This window comes from Microbulbifer sp. VAAF005 (assembly GCF_030012985.1).
GTDB lineage: Bacteria > Pseudomonadota > Gammaproteobacteria > Pseudomonadales > Cellvibrionaceae > Microbulbifer.
In genome coordinates this window covers 3,660,928-3,680,054 of sequence record NZ_CP120233.1, presented here as the reverse complement: position 1 = coordinate 3,680,054, position 19,127 = coordinate 3,660,928, and the positions used below count along the sequence as shown (strand labels likewise).

18 protein-coding genes are annotated in these 19,127 nt (G+C 44.5%); 8 read left to right on the top strand and 10 right to left on the bottom strand.

The features are described from left to right. Nucleotides 1–167: 167 nt before the first annotated feature. Nucleotides 168–392: a DUF7661 family protein gene (locus tag P0078_RS16605; RefSeq protein ID WP_282931038.1), complete on the bottom strand. Its 225-nt coding sequence runs from the start codon at nucleotides 390–392 to the stop codon at nucleotides 168–170. 174 nt (nucleotides 393–566) lie between these two features. Beyond that, nucleotides 567–1,619 (bottom strand): hypothetical protein, encoded by a 1,053-nt coding sequence (locus tag P0078_RS16600; protein WP_282931037.1) that lies wholly within the window; start codon nucleotides 1,617–1,619, stop codon nucleotides 567–569. Between the two features lie 318 nt (nucleotides 1,620–1,937). Here P0078_RS16600 and P0078_RS16595 point away from each other — a divergent pair, with 318 nt between their 5' ends. Both P0078_RS16595 and mmsB read left to right on the top strand, forming a co-directional pair. Then, on the top strand, nucleotides 1,938–3,449 hold the full coding sequence (locus P0078_RS16595) for a CoA-acylating methylmalonate-semialdehyde dehydrogenase (RefSeq protein ID WP_282931036.1): 1,512 nt from the start codon (nucleotides 1,938–1,940) through the stop codon (nucleotides 3,447–3,449). An 18-nt stretch (nucleotides 3,450–3,467) separates the two neighbouring features. Next, the gene (gene mmsB / locus P0078_RS16590) at nucleotides 3,468–4,361 is read left to right on the top strand and encodes a 3-hydroxyisobutyrate dehydrogenase (RefSeq protein ID WP_282931035.1); all 894 of its coding nucleotides are present in this window, start codon (nucleotides 3,468–3,470) and stop codon (nucleotides 4,359–4,361) included. A gap of 67 nt (nucleotides 4,362–4,428) precedes the next feature. Here the strand turns inward: mmsB and P0078_RS16585 are convergent, their stop codons facing one another. The 3 genes from P0078_RS16585 to P0078_RS16575 all read right to left on the bottom strand — a co-directional run bounded on the left by P0078_RS16585 (nucleotide 4,429) and on the right by P0078_RS16575 (nucleotide 5,695). Beyond that, nucleotides 4,429–4,599, bottom strand: a complete 171-nt coding sequence (locus P0078_RS16585; RefSeq protein WP_282931034.1) for a hypothetical protein — start codon at nucleotides 4,597–4,599, stop codon at nucleotides 4,429–4,431. After that, nucleotides 4,596–4,847 (bottom strand): hypothetical protein, encoded by a 252-nt coding sequence (locus tag P0078_RS16580; protein WP_282931033.1) that lies wholly within the window; start codon nucleotides 4,845–4,847, stop codon nucleotides 4,596–4,598. The genes P0078_RS16585 and P0078_RS16580 overlap by 4 nt, the downstream gene beginning before the upstream one ends. 125 nt (nucleotides 4,848–4,972) lie before the next feature. Then, complete coding sequence (locus P0078_RS16575) at nucleotides 4,973–5,695, bottom strand: SDR family oxidoreductase (protein WP_282931032.1); 723 nt, start codon at nucleotides 5,693–5,695, stop codon at nucleotides 4,973–4,975. Nucleotides 5,696–5,812: 117 nt separating this feature from the next. Between P0078_RS16575 and P0078_RS16570 the strand changes: the two genes are divergently transcribed. Further along, entirely contained in the window at nucleotides 5,813–6,727 is a 915-nt protein-coding gene (locus tag P0078_RS16570; protein WP_282931031.1) for a LysR family transcriptional regulator, read from the top strand. A gap of 57 nt (nucleotides 6,728–6,784) precedes the next feature. Here P0078_RS16570 and P0078_RS16565 read toward each other — a convergent pair whose 3' ends face one another. Continuing rightward, nucleotides 6,785–7,180 (bottom strand): FAD-binding oxidoreductase, encoded by a 396-nt coding sequence (locus P0078_RS16565; protein WP_282931030.1) that lies wholly within the window; start codon nucleotides 7,178–7,180, stop codon nucleotides 6,785–6,787. 127 nt (nucleotides 7,181–7,307) lie between these two features. On the opposite strand from P0078_RS16565, the gene P0078_RS16560 reads away from it, so the two are divergent. The 3 genes from P0078_RS16560 to P0078_RS16550 all read left to right on the top strand — a co-directional run bounded on the left by P0078_RS16560 (nucleotide 7,308) and on the right by P0078_RS16550 (nucleotide 10,928). Next, the gene (locus P0078_RS16560; RefSeq protein WP_353057081.1) at nucleotides 7,308–8,432 is read left to right on the top strand and encodes a bifunctional nicotinamide-nucleotide adenylyltransferase/Nudix hydroxylase; all 1,125 of its coding nucleotides are present in this window, start codon (nucleotides 7,308–7,310) and stop codon (nucleotides 8,430–8,432) included. Nucleotides 8,433–8,638: 206 nt separating this feature from the next. Next, entirely contained in the window at nucleotides 8,639–10,054 is a 1,416-nt protein-coding gene (locus P0078_RS16555; protein ID WP_282931029.1) for a nicotinate phosphoribosyltransferase, read from the top strand. A gap of 34 nt (nucleotides 10,055–10,088) precedes the next feature. Beyond that, complete coding sequence (locus P0078_RS16550; RefSeq protein WP_282931028.1) at nucleotides 10,089–10,928, top strand: ADP-ribosylglycohydrolase family protein; 840 nt, start codon at nucleotides 10,089–10,091, stop codon at nucleotides 10,926–10,928. Between the two features lie 20 nt (nucleotides 10,929–10,948). Here the strand turns inward: P0078_RS16550 and P0078_RS16545 are convergent, their stop codons facing one another. Both P0078_RS16545 and P0078_RS16540 read right to left on the bottom strand, forming a co-directional pair. Continuing rightward, nucleotides 10,949–11,662, bottom strand: coding sequence for an NUDIX hydrolase (locus P0078_RS16545; protein WP_282931027.1), 714 nt, complete (start codon nucleotides 11,660–11,662; stop codon nucleotides 10,949–10,951). 60 nt (nucleotides 11,663–11,722) lie between these two features. Beyond that, nucleotides 11,723–12,079, bottom strand: a complete 357-nt coding sequence (locus P0078_RS16540) for a winged helix-turn-helix transcriptional regulator (RefSeq protein ID WP_282931026.1) — start codon at nucleotides 12,077–12,079, stop codon at nucleotides 11,723–11,725. Nucleotides 12,080–12,190: 111 nt separating this feature from the next. Here P0078_RS16540 and P0078_RS16535 point away from each other — a divergent pair, with 111 nt between their 5' ends. After that, nucleotides 12,191–12,982 carry an SDR family NAD(P)-dependent oxidoreductase gene (locus tag P0078_RS16535; protein ID WP_282931025.1) on the top strand — a complete coding sequence of 264 codons (792 nt, stop codon included), beginning with the start codon at nucleotides 12,191–12,193 and terminating at the stop codon, nucleotides 12,980–12,982. A 150-nt stretch (nucleotides 12,983–13,132) separates the two neighbouring features. Here P0078_RS16535 and asnB read toward each other — a convergent pair whose 3' ends face one another. Then, the gene (asnB, locus tag P0078_RS16530) at nucleotides 13,133–15,067 is read right to left on the bottom strand and encodes an asparagine synthase (glutamine-hydrolyzing) (RefSeq protein ID WP_282931024.1); all 1,935 of its coding nucleotides are present in this window, start codon (nucleotides 15,065–15,067) and stop codon (nucleotides 13,133–13,135) included. A gap of 162 nt (nucleotides 15,068–15,229) precedes the next feature. On the opposite strand from asnB, the gene P0078_RS16525 reads away from it, so the two are divergent. Continuing rightward, on the top strand, nucleotides 15,230–16,171 hold the full coding sequence (locus P0078_RS16525) for an IS1595 family transposase (RefSeq protein ID WP_282931023.1): 942 nt from the start codon (nucleotides 15,230–15,232) through the stop codon (nucleotides 16,169–16,171). 362 nt (nucleotides 16,172–16,533) lie between these two features. Here the strand turns inward: P0078_RS16525 and P0078_RS16520 are convergent, their stop codons facing one another. After that, nucleotides 16,534–18,189, bottom strand: a complete 1,656-nt coding sequence (locus P0078_RS16520) for a hypothetical protein (RefSeq protein ID WP_282931022.1) — start codon at nucleotides 18,187–18,189, stop codon at nucleotides 16,534–16,536. Nucleotides 18,190–19,127: the final 938 nt, after the last annotated feature.

Sequence of the window (19,127 nt, the reverse complement as noted above, 5' to 3'; positions counted from 1 at the left end):
ATATGAAGCAGGTGCCCTTGGTACTTGCTTCACCTATTTTCTACTTAACTTTACATCGTTTTCCTAATACAGCCTTGGCGAACCTCAAATTTCTTACAGTTATTGGTCTTTTATAATACGACCTCAAGAAAATTTGGATCACCACCGCCCGCCAAATTTTTATATGCTTATTTTGTATTTATACGCTCCACAGCAGGGTACCGCTCACTTGCCCATTCATGGCAGATATCTGCCAAGTATTGGGCTAAATCTTCCTCACTAATTTCCGAAGGTATTGATATCCCGGCACTGCGACGCTTACCTTCATTGCCCTGATAGAATGTGGCCCAGCTATTCGACTGCCTTTCGATCAAAACCTCTCTACCAAAAACATTGAATTTAAGCTTTTTCATAAAGAACTATGTACAACTAAAATGCCTCAAAGCTTTGCAATTGCTCACACAAATTTTACAAACCTATTTTTTTTCATGGATACAATACGCACTCCATCAAGTACAACAAAGTATTTGCAGGAGTAAATTTAACCCCTGCAAATCCAATAGGTTCTTCTTTTATACCACTCTTCTTTACTCAAAAAAATCATCACACGCCAATGGCCCACTAAATTCGAGCAAGGCCTGGGGCATTTGAATTTGCTCCTTCAACTGTCCAAATTGATACAGATAGAAGTTGACATCTGCCTGCATGGATTTCATATAACTCTGCTCACCACCAAAAATAATTACAGAGGGAAACTCCAGTGGATAAAAGCTGGCAATGTCTGCTTTTGCTTCGACAACTAACTTGTATGAAATTTTGTTAAGTTCAACTTGTAGATAACCTGAACAAGCATCTGCTTCCCGCTTAACAGAGAAACCATTAAAAGCCGGTAAAAAAATCAGGTCATACTCTTCAGAAACATATCGCCCCGCCCACATTTCAATCTCTGAGTCACCCAGTTTAGCTCCGGTAATCATATAGTAGAGGTCATCTGTTAGCCCCATTGAATAGATCATACCGGCACTGGATTCTTTGTCATACCAGCCCTTATCCAATTGCGCATAGCCAGCACCGGCTAGAGACATAGAACCATCAAAATAACTGTAATTGACTGGGGTACCGACCGTATATAGGAACCACTTTCCTCCTACCCCAGGTATCTCAGGAATAAATCCAAAAGGGGTTTGACCGGGGTTTAACCCATGCCAGTAATGGTGGTGTTCACCAGCCCACTCCATATTAAACAGAAAATCTGGATGTAAGACCTGTACACCCTGCTCATCGGCCACAACTACTCCCGGTACTTCATAGTAGAACTCATCAGTACCTTCGGGGTGCTTCAAGATCACTTCATCATAAAAAAGATCATACTTCGTAGTAGCTCCGGTCTCTGAAGAAAAAGCTAAATGGATATAGGCTTTAGGCTTGGCAACTGCAAAGTCAGGTGCAATATAGGTTTGTAAGCTAACTTTGAAATATCCCATATCGGGAATTGCAATGTTATAGAACCATTGCTCAGCCCAGGTTTCATCAGAGCTAGGCTCATGTGCACTTAAGTCACTTAGAGTGGTAGCACCAACAAATATGGGAGATATCATTAATCCGATTACCATCAGTATTCTTTTTATCATAAAATACATTGAATAATCCTCTTTTACTCTTCACTAGTTACATTACGACAACAACGTTTAAGCTGGGCATTAATCCAAAGCCGAATTGCCAGCCACAAGATACTAGCCGTACGGTGCAAGATTATTTTTTGCATTTCTTATGGGTATTAATTATTTGCGATCTATTCTACAAAGATAATCAAATACATTTATTTTAATTTTTTGGTCAATCAACCTTCTACTCAATAAAAGTGGTTAGTCATAAAAGCAGCGTGATATTCCTCTTTAATCGCGAATAAACACCTAAACTGTTGGATAAAATTCCTTCCTCTCGGCGCTTTAATTAACATGAATAAGAATATTCCTTCCAAGTTACCAATATTGATTGGTGGTGAGTGGATTCAGTCTAAAAGTACTGAGTGGCTGGATGTAACCAACCCCGCTACCGGCGATGTTCTTACACAGGCGCCATTGTCTACCCAGACTGAACTGGAGAATGCAGTAATTTCCGCCAAAGAAACATTTGACCAATGGCGAAATACGCCGGTTACCGCAAGAGCACGGATTATGTTGAGGTACCAGGCGCTTCTGAAAGAAAATCAGGAGCTGCTGGCTGAAATCCTCAGCGAGGAAACAGGTAAAACTTTTGAGGATGCCAAAGGGGACGTCTGGCGCGGTATTGAGGTTGTTGAGCATGCAGCCAATATCGCTTCACTAATGATGGGTGAAACCGTAGAGAATGTTGCCAACACCATCGACTGTTACTCCTATCTACAACCTATTGGAGTTTGTGCGGGGATCACACCATTTAATTTCCCCGCAATGATTCCACTGTGGATGTTTCCAATGGCGATTGCCTGTGGGAATACTTTTATTCTGAAACCTTCTGAACAGGACCCTGTCACGCCTTGCAAACTGGCCGAATTATTTGCTGAAGCGGGGGCTCCAGCAGGTGTTTTACAGGTAGTACATGGCGGGAGGGAGCAGGTGGATTTTCTTCTAACACATCCCGGTATTCAGGCCATTTCATTCGTTGGTTCAGTCCCCGTGGGGCGGCATATTTACCAGACGGGTACCCAGCATCTAAAACGTGTTCAAGCTTTTGCCGGTGCTAAAAATCATATGGTCGTAATGCCCGATGCCAATAAGGCTGCGGCTATTAATAATATTGTTGGATCATCCATCGGAGCTGCCGGGCAACGCTGCATGGCGATTTCCGTCGCTGTACTTGTTGGAGAGACACAACAATGGGTAGACGACATTAAAGACGCTATGTCAGCTATCAAGCCCGGTCATTGGAAGGATACGCAAGCGGGCTTCGGTCCACTAATATCACCCCCTGCCCGTGAGAGGGTGCTTGGGTATATCGCCCAGGGCAAAAAGGAAGGCGCCCGCTGTGTGTTAGATGGCTCTGAAATTACTGTCGAAGGGTTTCCCAATGGGAACTGGGTTGGTCCCACCCTATTTGCCGATGTTACCTCGGACATGTCGATCTATACCGACGAGATTTTTGGTCCCGTACTTTGCCTGGTAAATGCCGACTCCCTGGAAGACGCAATCCAATTAATCAATAACTGCCCCTATGGCAATGGCACCTCAATATTTACGGCTAGTGGCGCTGCCGCACGCAAGTTCCAACACGAAATATTAGTGGGACAAGTCGGTATTAATGTGCCTATTCCAGTGCCGTTACCTTTCTTTAGCTTTACCGGCTGGCGAGCGTCATTTTATGGTGACCAACACGCTTATGGAAAACAAGCTGTACGGTTTTATACCGAAACCAAAACTGTTACGGCACGCTGGTTTGACAGTGATATAGAGCATGCAGAGCACACCAACTTAACCATACAGCTCAAATAATGTTAACCGGAGAGCAGCATGACTAAAACAGTCGCATTTTTAGGGTTGGGCCATATGGGACTGCCTATGGCCACCAACCTGGTCAAGGCGGGCTTTGAAGTTAAAGGATTTGATCCGGTCACTGAAATACTGGATACCGCTGTAGAAAGCAGTATCAAAAAGTGTTCCTCTCCCCAAGAGTCCGTTGAGGAAGCAGATTTTGTGGTAAGCATGCTGCCTAATAGCGCGGCGGTTGAGTGCCTGTATATTGATACCGATAAACTGCTCGACAGTATTTCTCGCGACTGTTTGATTATCGACTGCTCCACTATTTCTTCCAACAGTTCTAAGCGCCTTATTCGTGAAGCCAGAATCAAAGGCCTGCAAGCCATTGAAGCCCCTGTTTCCGGGGGAGTGGCGGGTGCTAGCAAAGGAACTTTGAGTTTTATGTGTGGGGGAGAGGCCGGTGATGTCGACAGGGCCCGGGAAGTTCTAGAGCCAATGGGTAGCAATATTTTCTATGCCGGAGCAGCGGGATCTGGCCAAACAGCAAAGATTTGTAACAATATGCTGCTGGCTATTCATATGATTGGTACCGCTGAAGCCCTACAAATGGGGGTAGATAATGGACTCGACCCCAATGTGCTCTCCGACATTATGTTAAAGAGTTCAGGAGCCAACTGGTCCCTACAAAATTACAATCCCTATCCCGGAGTAATGCCCGAAGTTCCAGCGAGTAAAAACTATAGCGGTGGTTTTATGGTAAGACTTATGTGTAAGGACCTGGGGTTGGCGCAGGAAGCCGCCACTCAGAGTAAGAGCTATACGCCTCTCGGTTCAATGGCGCGCAATCTCTATGGAATTCTTAATTTGCGGGGAGGAAGTGATTTGGACTTCTCATCTATTCAAAAGCTATTTCAAGAAGTGGATTAACCGCGTAGCAGGCTGGGTATCCACAACCCCAGCCGCAGCTCCACTTCTCTCCAGCGCCAGGTACTGGCTATGGTTGCATGACTTTACCGAGAATTCGGATTTCACGCACTTGATCCCACTCTATAGCAAAGTAGAACTTTTGTTTGCGTCCAGCATTACTGGGAATCGTGAGTTCTTCAGGGTTTCCTTTGCCCCTAAACAAGTTAGTTGCATAGCCATCCTGATCAATAAGGATCACTGCGATAACATCAGCTTCCAGAGTATTGATGAGAGCAGCACCAATTGTACTCTACCCTGATCTACACCCATCTTCGACGCCTTCTCTGTCGCCATCCATGATGGTTTTTTGGCAAAGTTGACGATACTAGACATCACTGATTCTGCCGTTTTCTCTACGCCGCATTCCTGCTCATCAGTATTTTGTCGTGCAAGCACAGAAGAACATAAAATAAGACGGGCAAATAAAATCGTTATTCGCGCTGCCATCTCCATATCTTTTACAGTTCATTCCAACCTAAGCCAGATCCGATTCGCTGGATTAGGTTGGAAATATTAGTAAAATAAATATTACCTCGAAAAACAATCAGTGCTTTGGCGACAACAAATTAAGATTACTGCCCCTGCCCTGTCGCTGCAATTTGAACCTCTCGAATATTTACATGCTGGGGCTGGGAGTACATGAACATTGCTGTGCGAGCAATATCCTCTGCATTAATTGCGCCACCAATGGATTCTTTCCATTGTTGATAGGCCTCAATAATTTCTGCTGAGGTAGTGTGGCTTAGCAGCTCTGTTTCCACCGCGCCGGGGCATATGGTCATTACACGTACCCCGGTAGGCGCCACTTCCTCGCGCACGGTTTCACCAATAGCAGAGACAGCATATTTGGTACCACAGTACGCAGCATGATTGATAAATGTTTTTACTCCAGCAATAGAACTGATATTGATAATGGTCCCGGAATGGCGAGTTTTCATATCTTCCAAAACCGCCTGCATACCGTTTAGCAAGGCCAATACATTCACATCAAACATTTGCCGCCACTCATCGGGGTTCTGTGTTTCAATATTGCCCAGTAACATTTTGCCGGCATTGTTAATCAGACAGTCAACCGGACCGAACTGAGTCTCAGCCTCACGAATTGCCCCGCGCAAGGCTGCCATATCAGTCACATCCACTTTCCTACAAAGAGTATTTGGCAGATTTAAAGCTTCCAGTTTGTCCACACGCCTTGCCAACAATAATAAAGGATGCCCGGCAGCAGACATATGTTGGGCAATGGCAGCACCAATACCTGAACTGGCTCCAGTAATAACAACAAGTGGTTTGGACATGGGCTCTCTCTCCTTCAATGAGCTATCCCAGCGGATAGTTTTGTTTAAGTAGACCCAGTATAGGAATTCCGACTAATATGATTAGCCCAACCAATCGGAAAACATTGTTTGGTTTTTATGAACAATATCTCATGGCGCGCTATTCGTGCATTTATTCAGGTAGCCGATGCCGGAAGCTTCACTGCTGCAGCGCGGGATAGCGGCTTTTCCAAGGCCAATTTAAGCCAACTGGTCACTGATCTGGAAACAACCCTGGATATACAGCTTCTCTACCGCACAACAAGGCAGCTGCGTCATACCGAGATTGGTGAGGGTTACTATTTGCGTTGCAAGCAAGCGATGCAGCAGTTGGATTCTGCCGCCGAGTGGGCCAGTGAATCAAAGGGGGGACTGGAGGGAAACATCCGCATCAACGCTGTTGGTGGCGTTATCGGGGAGAGCTTGATTGCTCCGCTGGTGATCAAGTTTCAGCAGGCCAATCCAGGAGTTAGAGTTCATCTGGACTTTTCCAGCACCCGAGTAGATTTGATTCAAGACCAGTACGATTTGGTTATTCGTATGGGCAGCTTGCCGGACTCCTCTCTAATCGTGCGTAAACTTCACACTATCAAAACCCGATACGTAGCCAGCCCAAAGTTCCTTCAAGAATATGGGCCTATAGAAAAACCTGCTGACTTAGCATCTGTACCGCTAATTTCCGGCAGTGTAGATCAATGGCTGCTGACACGAGGTAAGAACCAACAGGTTGTGCAAGTTGAAAACAGCACTAAATTGATTAGCGGAAGGGTAATGCACCGCGCTGCAATTGAGGGACTTGGAATTACCCGGCTGGCAGATATCTATGTCCAGGCAGATATTGTCAGTGGACGCCTGGTTGAAATTCTGCCCGGCTGGTCTGAGTCTACCGAGCTCTCCATGGTATGCCCGCCCCTACGCCACCAATTATTACGGGTGCGCAATTTGATGCAGTGGCTCAAGGAGGGTTTTGCAGATATTTATTTACAGGCTTTAGCCGTTAGTCCTATTGAATAAAGTACCTCAAATAAACGCGAACAATTTGTCTCTGTGACTAGCTTTTCCTGATTACCGTCAAAGTTCACCTTCTGATTGTTTTATTGCCTGTAATTCCACCGGTGACAAAGCCTTGTAGCCACGCAAATAGGGCCAGCCATACCCCCAGCGAAATGGAGTGGGTAAAAAAGGCGTACCGCCAACCCGAACTCCAAGTAACATCATTAGTGCAACTTCTTCTTCCCCGGTTCCAGCTACACAGACTTCCAGATCTTTATCCGCTTGCTCGCGTTCATCGTATGTGCCCCCTTTCCAGTAGGCATAATCATGGGCAATACAGCAGTCGAGCCACAACTCCTGTTGATCAAAAGTTCCATCGGGAAATGCGCTACAACCATCAGTAGTAAATGGCTCTATTTCCTGCGCAAAGGCTTCCAAACTCAATAAGGAAATGAACAACAACCAGCGGCACATCAGTCCTACTCATACACTCAAAAAAAGTAAATCGGCTCGGACACTGAAATATAACCCCACCTCTTCGATAAACCACTAAAAATTGAATTTAAGCCCACTTGCCATTAGTGTCTATTAGACACATAATATTTCAAGACCCATTATTCAAACCCTGGAGAGACCGGGGTTTATTCACAGCAAGGAGCTTGCTGCTATGGCCCAGCACTACGATTTTGCCGTTTTTATCGGTCGATTCCAGCCATTCCATTCCGGACATCTAAAAGTAGTCCAGTGCGGATTAGCTCAGGCCCAGCACCTGATTATCCTGATTGGCTCCGCCAACCAACCCCGCAATCCTCGCAACCCCTGGACTCATCGCGAGCGGGAACAATTTATCAGGAAAAGCTTAAGCGAGAGTGACAACAAGCGCCTGACCTGCCTTCCTTTAATGGATGTGCCTTACAATGATGAACTGTGGGTGCGCAATGTACAAAACTCAGTTAACGGCATAGTAACCGCTCATCACAGCATTCCTCACAAGCCACCTCAAATTGCATTAATCGGGCACCAGAAAGACCAGAGCGGTTTTTACCTCAACCTCTTCCCCCAGTGGGAATCCCTTGGGGTGGAGAATCACAACGAAATCAGTGCAACCCCCTTTAGGGAGGCACTATTTACCGACAGCGCCGATAGCTTGTTGAATTCACTCAGCCATGAAAAGCAATTGCCAGAGGGCACTGTTGGCGCTTTAAGAGAGTTTGTGGAGACCAACCCAGCCTACGGCGAGATGCGCGAAGAAATGGCATTTATCCAGCGCTACAGATCCTCCTGGGCCACCGCTCCCTATCCGCCAACTCACGTTACTGTCGATGCTGTAGTGGTCCAATCTGGCCATATCCTGCTGATAGAGCGACGAGCTTTTCCCGGGCGGGGTTTATGGGCGCTACCCGGTGGTTTTGTCGACCCCGGTGAGCGACTGATCGATGCTTGCCTGCGAGAATTGCGAGAGGAAACACGCCTTAAAGTCCCGACACCAGTGTTGAAAGGATCTATACGCCGGCAGGATGTATTCGATGAACCCTATCGCTCAGCCCGTGGAAGGACTATCACACACGCCTACTACATAGAACTGGCTCCCAGCCAACAGCTACCCAAGGTAAAGGGCGGTGACGACGCTCGCCATGCCCGCTGGGTTCCCCTCGCTGATCTGGACCCTCAGCAGCTATTTGAAGACCACTATTACATCATTCAATCCCTGATTGGCGGTGCCTAAAGCTGGTAGGAGGTGGCCAATTGCCACCTCTTGCACATTCAACAGCTCACGTTACCTCCACCAATACCCCAAAAAAAACACGCCGATACTTGACAGCTTAGTATCCAAAAGACACTATTAACCCTGTTAGTGTCCTTTGGACAATAATTGGCAAGGCCCGCACTGGAGAGACCGGTGCTAACAACTACTCACGGAGGATTTCCGCGATGAACCAGTACAACCCAATCCTGAATGTCGACAGCTATAAAACCAGCCACTACCTTCAGTACCCAGAGGGAACCCAGTATGTCAGCAGCTATATCGAGAGCCGGGGCGGCCAGTTCAAAGAGGCTGTTTTCTTTGGCCTACAGGCATTTATCAAGCAGTACCTGACTACGCCAATCAACGCAGAGCACATCGAAGAGGCAGAGGAGCTCTGTCTGGCCCATGGCCTGCCATTTAATCGCGAGGGATGGGAATACGTTCTTCAGGAGCATCAGGGTTACCTGCCCATTGAGATTCAAGCAGTTCCCGAGGGCAGCGTTATCCCAACTAGGAATGTCTTAGTCCAAGTAGTCAATACAGACCCTCAGTGCTTCTGGCTAACCAGCTATATCGAAACCGCCCTGCTGCGCGCAATTTGGTACCCCACCACAGTTGCCACCCAAAGCCGGGAAGCCAAAAAGGTCATTCAACGATATTTACTGGAAACTGCTGAGGGCCTCGACTCACTGCCCTTCAAGCTACATGACTTTGGCGCACGCGGTGCTAGCAGCGAAGAGACAGCTGCTATTGGGGGCCTGGCCCACCTGGTAAATTTCCAAGGCACAGACACCATTGCCGCCGTACTCGCCGGCCGTCGCTACTACGCAGCCCCAATGGCCGGATTTTCAATACCCGCTGCAGAGCACAGCACCATGACCAGTTGGGGACCCGAGCAGGAAGCCAAAGCCTATGAAAATATGCTGACGCAATTCAGCGGTGACAATCGTCTGGTCGCCGTAGTGAGTGACAGCTACGATCTTTGGAGTGCAATCGAGAATATCTGGGGCGGTGAATTAAAAGAGAGGGTAGAAAATAATGGCGGCACCCTGGTAATTCGCCCGGATAGCGGCGATCCCGTTGATATAGTCACTCAGACTATTGAGCGCTTGATGAGAATATTCGGAGCGACCATTAATAGTAAAGGTTTCCGAGTACTTCCTGACTTTATTCGGGTGATCCAGGGTGACGGGATTTCTCTGCACACCATTGAGGGCATCCTCAGCGCAATGAAGGCCAGAAAACAGAGCGCTGAAAATATTAGCTTCGGTATGGGAGGTGAGCTTTTACAAAAAGTTAATCGGGATACCATGAGGTTCGCCATGAAAGCCAGCGCGGTTCGTGTCGATGGCCTATGGCGGGATGTTTACAAAGATCCCGCCACCGATAGCGGCAAGCGCTCCAAGAGAGGGCGCTTGGCATTAATAAATCGTACCGACGGAAAGCCCTACACTATTCGTGAGCAAGATATTGGCGGCCGTAATAATTTGCTGGAAACCGTCTACCGCAACGGGAAATTACTTATAGAACAAGACCTGGAAACTATTCGAGAACGGGCTGTTATTGTTGAAGGTAGAAATGTATTGGCTGTTGCCAGTTAATATTAACTAATCGGTAATCTTTTAGGGTGCTTTGATGTTATTGGAAATTGCAGTTGGAGATGCCTACGGAGCCGGATTTGAGTTTTGTAGCCGTGAGATTATTAACAATAACAATCATGCTAACGGGTATATCTCTCATCCCCTTGGCATCAAACCCGGTTGTTATACCGACGATACTCAGATGAGCTTGGCTATTGCTGAGCTCCTTCTTGAGAATTCGAATCCCCAAGAGTCGGACTTTGCACAAGCTTTTATCCACACTTATAAGCGTGATCCTCGCCTTGGATATGCATCAGGCTTTCAAAGCCTTCTCGATAGCTGTGAAACTGGAAAGGATTTAACTCGCAAGATAAGGCCTCACAGCAAACGTAACGGTGCTGCAATGCGCTCAGTACCCCTAGGGCTCATTCCCGATATTGATCAACTACTAACAGTGGCTAAATGCCAAGCTAGCGTTACGCACAATACAGAAGAGGGGATCTTATCTGCTCAAGCAGTTGCCCTAATGGCACATCTATTAATCTACCAAAAATCAGCTCTAATTGAGTTGCCCAAGCTTATTGAGAGAAAGCTCAACCTAAAATTAATAGGAAGCTGGTCTGGCAAGGTCAACTGTGATGCCTTAGAAACCTTGGCTGCGGTAAATACAGCACTACAAAGTAATCGAGACTTCCTTGGACTATTGAAGACCTGTATAGATTTTGGTGGTGATACTGATAGTGTCGCCGCTATTGCCTGCGGGCTTGCAGCACTTACCAGAGAGTACGATTCGGAACTTCCTTTTAGTTTACTCTCTGGCCTGGAAAATAGTACTTATGGATACCAATACTTGATTGAGCTAGATAAAAAATTAGTTAATAATTTTTTATCTTAAGAAGCTAAACTATTTTTTAGTTAAAGCTCTAAATTTCTTATAAATTTATAATCAGCGGAGCTTTCACTCAAACGATAGAGCGCTGCAGGCCGACCTTTTTCGGAACGTTTTTCACCAGTATCCACTAACAGATTTGCCTGCTCAATTCGCCTGCGAAATGATTTTTTCTGTATTGGTTTCCCAATTATTGTCTCATGTACTTGCTGCAACTCTGGCAAGGTAAAAGTTTCCGGTAATGCAAATGCAGGCACAATAGTATAGAGCGCTTTTTGAACCAAACGCTCATGGGCACGACTAATAATTTCCTGATGATCAAAAGCCAGAGATAATTGAGATATCTGAGAATAAGGCAACCAGTCCACACTCGACACAGTATTGATTGCACTTGCGCAGCATTGGTGGGCAATCAAGGCAGTATAGGCAACCGTTACCGACCACCCCCGTTTATCCCTGCTGGGCCCTCCAAAAGTATAAAGCTGCTCTAAATAGGGTGGTTTAACTGATGTCTTTTCTTTTAGCTTTCGGTTAGCTGTCGCCTCCAGACTATTATCTTCGGTTTCAGAGACAAATCCTCCAGGCAAAGCCCACTTCCCTTTCTCTGGGTGAGCAGCGCGCTTAACCAATAACACCTTGAGAAAGCCTTCGTGATAGGTAAATAGAACTGTATCCACAGTAACTAAAGGAGCGTCAAAGTTACGCTTCTCATAGCGAACTATATAGTCTTTTTCATTCATAGGGAGAGACAAGTATCATTTAGACACTTAGTGTAACTCGAAGGTATTGGTGGGATAAAGTTATTTACTTTCAGATAATTCTGAGCCGTCAATTTCCTCTTGTAGCTTTTCCAAGTCGTCCAGAATTCTCAGAAATTTCTGTCCAAATTCTGTAACGTTATATTCCACCCGAGGAGGAATCTCTGCATAGCTGATCCGCTCCAGTATCCCGAACTCCATATTTCTACGTAAACATTCATTCAGGACCTTGGTAGTCAAACCCTCAACGCTGCGAACCATTTCCCCCGGTCGATTTACCCCTCTAGCCAGAAGCTGATAGACAGTAAGGGACCATTTACAGCCATAGATAGTCTCAACCATTCTGGCACTTCTCTTGGGCGGGCGCTTTCGCGTGAGCATATTTTTCTCTGATTTCATCAATACTTACCAAAAAGTAACTAGTGCACCATTTTGTGCTTACTTTTCAACCTATCCGGTTCTTTTCTAAACTCCACTCACGTAATGAGCATATCTCAGTGAGGAAATAATATGAGTGACTCCACTAAAAGACCAGAGTCTGCTGAACAAAAAGAAGTTGCCTTAATCGTTGGCGGTTCCAGTGGTATGGGACTCGCCATTGCAAACCTGCTGGTGAAACAGGGAGTTCACACAGTTATTATTGGCAATAATCTCAACAAACTTGAAAGAGCCCACAGTAAATTAACTCAGATGGGCTCTGCTGAAGCACTTCAGGCAGACCTCTATCAACAGGCTGATATCAGCAAGATTATCGAATATATAAAATCCAGTAATCATCATTTTAAATACCTGGTAAACGCCGCTGGATATTTTAATCCTACTGCATTTCTTGAACATACTCGGGCTGACTACGATACTTATCTCGACCTCAATCGTGCCACCTTCTTTATTAGCCAGGCCGTAACAAGAAACATGGTAGACAACGGCGGAGGCAGTGTAGTGAATATTGGCTCCATGTGGGCCAAGCAATCTGTAAAGGCAACGCCCTCCTCCGCCTATTCTATGGCCAAAGCCGGTTTGCATTCGCTCACCCAACATATGGCAATGGAGCTGGCCGATCACAATATTCGGGTTAATGCAGTATCCCCTGCGGTGGTTAAGACGCCTATTTATGAATCCTTTATCGATCCAGGGGAAATAGACCAAGTACTTGCCTCCTTCGATAGCTTTCACCCTATTGGCAGAGTTGGTACCCCCAAGGACATCGCTGATGTCGTAGACTTTCTTTTAAGCGACAAAGCAAGTTGGGTAACTGGAGCCATTTGGGACGCTGATGGCGGGGTAATTGCTGGGAGAAACTAGAATACCAAAACGCCCGGATAGAAGTATTTTATTCGGGCTCAATTTTGAGAAACTCCTGCACTGCAGCTCCTGCTAAAGAATGGTTATTTTACCTTTTATTTTAATATCTGGAGTAAACCATCAAAACCATCAAAAGTAGAAAATTAAATCCTAAGACATAACCAATCGCTTGTGCAACAAAATGCCACTCACGATAAGGTATTTTACAGCATCAACAACATTCTGATCGGCTTTCAATAAGCTATCACTCTTCTCAAAAAATCTAATTGCCTTCTTATGGTCCAAAAACGGCATATCCAAAGTAGCACGGCTATGAACAATATCCTTCATATATTCATAAAGTTTCCTGTTTTTCTTATCCGTAAGTGGCGGAGTCCAAAGAGGCTGTTTTTGCTTCTTGTATACTTGCTCTGTTAACACAGGTTTCATGGCTTCTCTGAGTATATATTTCTCCGTTAACCCGCGAATCTTGTATTTATCCGGCAATACTGAGACATACTCAACCAGGTGATGATCCAGAAACGGTAGGCGCCCTTCGATAGAGTGAGCCATTTCTGTTCTATCCCCCATCATTGTAAGAACATAGTGGGGCAGCATAGACTTGGTAAAGGTATATAGACTTTTTGATAAAATAGACCTGTTCTTAACCGAAAAGGCACCTCCCAAGTGTTCCAACAGGGTTTCTGCAGGCTGTAAGTGCTGTATATACTTGGCATAATCCTCACAAAACAATGGGAATATCTTTTTGCCCATATCCATAAAGCTCTGCATCCAGTTTGGAAAGAAGCCAAGGGCTGACTTCACCACCTGTGACTGATGCAGTCTTGTAGAGGCCATAAAAACGCCTTCGGAAACAGGATCACCAGACTGCAATTTCTGCAAGATAGCTTGCTTTTCTTTTTTTGGAATTGTATCTAAATAATATTCGATAAAATCTTGCCTGAACCAACCGTAACCAGCAAATACTTCATCTGCTCCATCCCCAGTAAGAACCACTTTATAACCGTGCTCTCGAACAACTCGGCTTAGAACATATTTAGTGATAGCGTTACCGTTAAAGAACATTTTTTCGCCGGTATAAGCAGTATCCTCAAAGCAACTGATCAGTGTGTCACTATCAATTTCAACAGGGTGATAATTACTTCCCAAGTAATCAGTCATGGATTTTGCGTTAGAGGACTCATCATAGGCCGGATGATCAAAAGATAAGGTGAATGCATCGATCGGCTTATCCACCATACCTTGCGCTATACCAAGCACGGAAGAGGCATCTATGCCACCACTCAAATAGCAGGCAACAGGTACATCAGCTTTGAGCCTTAACTTAATCGATTCAGAGAAGCGCTTGCGCACCTCACTAATAACCTCTTTCTCATCGAAAACATTACTTCCTTGTTCCGCAATAGTGGGGAAGTGTAAATTCCAATAAATATGAGTCGAAAATTGTAGATCATCCAAATAGGCCAAACCATAATGACCAGGAGGAAGCTCATGAATATTTTTAAACAAACTAGAAGCTGGAGCATGCAAGAAGCTAATTTCTTGCCAAAAAGTATGTGGATTCCAATCTATCGGCAAGCCAAGCGCTTTGAAGGCCTTAACTTCTGATGCAAAACACAAGCATCCATCTACCCAACAATAAAATAGAGGTTTTATTCCAAACCTATCTCGAGCAGAAAATATTAAGTTTTTTCTTTTATCGTAAAGTACGAAAGAAAATTCTCCTCGTAGATATTCCAGGCAATAAACACCAAACTCTTGATATAGGCCGATAAGTATTTCACTATCCGATTGTGTAAGAAAACGATAGTTCCGCCTTATCAAATCATCTTTTATCTCTAAATAATTATAAAATTCACCATTAACAATGCAGGCTACCTCTCCATCATCACTCAATAGTGGCTGCTGACCACCTTCCAAGTCAATAATACTGAGGCGCTTATGAGCCAGCCAGGCCCGTCCATCTCCTGATGACCAGAACCCTTCACCATCAGGCCCTCGATGGGAAAGAGTCTGTAATGCTCGATAAATCTGTTCCCGGTTGTATACAACGGTATTTGAAAATACAGCTAGCAGCCCACACATTTTGCTGCCTCCCCAATATCGATAGAAGGACTGCCTCAGATTAGCAAAAAAGTACTTCGCGCCATCTACTCAAGAAAAAGCGAACAAATACTTACCCAATTACCACCCTTGCAAAGCCATATCTAACTGTATATAAATACAGTTAGACGTAGGGAATAGATCATGGCTCGCAACAAGGTACAGTTCCAAAAAGGCATTAGTTTGACCCAATTCCTTAAAGAATATGGTACTGAAGAGCAGTGTTTCGAGGCTCTCTGCCAGTGGCGTTGGCCAAACGGGTTTTCTTGTCCTCACTGTGGTCATGACAAGCATTGTGATCTATCTCACCGAAAGCTCAAACAATGTAATCGATGTCGGCGCCAGACATCGATTACTTCCCGCACAATCTTCGATTCCACCAAGTTGCCCCTAACTACTTGGTTCCTTGGGATTTTTCTCATCACTCAGGATAAGAAAGGTATCTCTTGTATGGAGTTGTCACGTCATTTGGGTATCTCATACAACGCAACTTGGCGTATGAAGCACAAACTCATGCAGGTGATGATGGAGCGAGACCACCAATACAAGCTATCTGGCTTCATTGAGCTGGATGATGCCTATCTCGGGGGAGAGCGTACAGGATGCAAACCCGGGCGTGGGGCTAAGGGTAAAACGCCCTTTGTGGCTGCGGTTGAAACTACTAAGGAAGGACGGGCAACACGCATCAAGCTCTCTATTGTCAAGGGATTCAGGAGCAGTGAAATTTCTGCCTGGAGCAAAAAACACCTCTGTAACGGCAGTACAGTGATCTCTGATGGCCTTGCGTGTTTCAATGCCGTTACAGCTGCCGGATGTGCACATGACAAGATCGTTTGTGGTGGCGGTCGGAGTTCCGTTGAGGAGCCTGAATTTTATTGGGTGAATACGGTTCTCGGTAATTTAAAGAGTGCTCTACGTAGCACCTACCATGCAATTAGACCGAAGTATGCACAGCGTTATTTGGCTGAGTTCCAATACCGATTTAATCGGAGATTTAATTTGTCAGCACTTATTCCCCGACTTGTCTTTGTCTCACTTCGGACACCACCGATGCCAGAAAGGTTGCTGAAAATTAGCTTAGCATAGGTGGTAATTAGGAATACTTATGCATTAAAGAATTGAACTAAATATAAGTATGAGATTAAAATTTAGAACCAAACTCACATTTCACTAGCTGAGCTTGATTACAAGCTCAGACTTAAAGAGAGTTATAAATATTAAAGATATCCTTTTCTTTCACTATTCATCTAAGCTTTAGCTAAAACTCTAGATATATTGCTGCTCTAGGAAAATCTTTTGATTTACCTGAGCAGCCTAAAATCTATACTTAGAATAAAGATCTCTAAAATTTACATTGTACGTATTCCGTTCGGTCTATATTAATGATAACAATACCATTTAAACTCAAACAACTAACTTTATACGTAAATACAAATTATACAGCCCAATCAATAAATATAAACCGCTCCTGCAGAATAAGCTTCATTGTTCTCAGGGCTTGCGAGCAAACCACTATCGGCACTTCCTTCACCGTTCGCCCCTACTGCTAAACTAGCTCCATCTCCACTTAGCGCAACAGAGCCACCAAATTTGTCTCCCGAGTCTGTGTTGCTCGCCTTAATATAAGCCTCACTAGACCAGTCTACGCCATTAAATATATAGGTATAAACTGCTCCTGCTTTATTTGAAGATTCGTCTGTACTATCTCCGAACAATCCTTGGCTATAGCTTTTCTCTCCCCATGCTCCCACGGCTATAAAACTGCCATCATCACTCAGGTTTACCGCCTCTCCAAAGTAAGCCGATACATGAGGATTGGAAGCTTTCAAATAGGCAGTTTGCTCCCAAGCGTTTTCTTTTCGAGAAAAAATGTAGACAGCGCCACTGTTAGATCCACTTTGTAATGGGGCGCCAACTGCTAGAGTTTGCCCATTACCACTTAAATTGAGCGCAAATCCAAACCAATCACCAGCGACAGGATTACTAGCCGATATCTTGCTATCTTCTACCCAGGATTCACCATCCAACTGGTATAGATAAACGGAACCTGCCTCTGTATTGTCAGCATAAGCCCCAACTGCGAATGAAGCCCCGGCATCATCAAGGCTTATCGAAGAACCAAAACCTAACCCCTCAGAACTATCAGCAGCCTTAATATAGGCATACTGTGACCAACTTCCCTCCTCATTAAGGAACACATATACCGCTCCAGAATCTTCAATAGAATCGCCATCAAGACCACCATCTTCACTGGGTGCGGTTACTGCTAAAGTAGAACCATTCCCACTAAGGCTAAGGGCATAACCAAATAGGTCATTATTTCCTTGATTGTCCGCTTGAAGTCGGGCGCTATGGACCCAACCTTCATTACTTCGGGAAAAAATATGAACAGCGCCCGCAGAAAAATTATCATTTTCCCCATTCTCCTTGAATGCCCCTACTGCAAGCGTATAACCATCATCGCTAAGGCTCAATGCAGTTCCAAACTCTGCAGCTTCTTGAGGATCTGGAGACTTAAGATAGGCTTGCTGTGTCCATTCGCCATCTTCCCGACTAAAAATATAAACTGCACCTGAATCAGGTGTCAGGTTATCCTCTTGGTCACCACCGCTATCTTCGCGAGGAGCACCTACTGCAAGCAGGTTGCCATCATCGCTAATTGCTAGATTCCAACCAAACTGATCGTCAGCATCCGTATTACTGGGTTTAAAATAACCGATACTACCTATCACATCCTGATCAATCGCTACTGCATCAGAATCGATACATCTCTGATCATCGCAGGTTTGCAATAAGTATTGGGCATTAAGCTTTTTGAATAAAGGCACCACTAATTCAATGCGCTCTTCTTTTGGCGCAATGGGATTTCCAATAGGTTCAAACCCAGAGTGCCCATCAGCATTTTCAAATAACTGATAATAAGTTGCCCCAGAAACATCGCTCCAGCGAAAGGTTAGCGTTTTAGGTTTCTCATAATGGACCGCCATCGCAGCAGCTGCAAGCTCGCCACCTGTGTCTGGATCATCTCCCCCGCTCGAAGATCCACTACAACCTGAAAGATATGCACTGAACATCAAAATTGCCAAGTTAATATTAAATCTCACCGTATGTTTTCCTTATAGGTCATCATGTCATTTTTCAAAACTCTCTTATTCTTGGTGCTGGAGTAGATATAATTTTCATTATCAATACAGACAATACAGACTACTCTCGCATCGCCTTAGCAATAAAATATCTCCAACAAGAACTAATGCGAGAAGTAAAATTAGAATAAATTTCGCATATATTCGCAAATAAATAGCCTCTTTTATAGATAAAGGCTTTATTCTCTTTTAGAGCCTTGCAGGATTAAGGGCTCAGACTGCACTATTAATTTGCCAATTAAGATTTAGAATTTCACTTCTTGAACTCACAATAGCTTACATGAATTTTAACGCCGAAATAACCAGCATAAAAAACATATAAAGCAAACACTCAGACGAGCAGACATTATTACTTATACCTTTGTTCAGCATCCGGCAGTAATAACTGCCAAACAAAGTGGAAAATTCTCATCAATGTCTATACTATTTATCTTTTATTGTTGGGTTTGCACCAATTATCCTGCACACCAAATGGAGCAACCGACCAATACAAAATCAATAGCAATACCTATAAACATAACTTGTTAATTTAACCTATAAACTATCACTCTTCACATTGCAGCCAAGACTTTATAAGTCACTCATAATGAAACTGCCATCTAAATATTCTGCTACTTTTAAGCAGCCTACAAGATTCAAATGACAGAGTGAACTTTTTTTAAAAAAATATTTTTACTCCCTGAATTAGAACTACAGATCCAACTAAAAGTCTTAAATGGCTAGACATCTGTCCGAACTTGAGGGTACATGTTCATAAAGAAATGTGACTCAAAATTTCTTAGCAAACAAAAATACGGATATATTTTTAGAAATTTAAAGCCAGATACCCCACATGATTGCACAAAATAAATCGATGAGGAGATGACAGCTTAAAAATTTTCGTGCATCAAAAAGAAGAA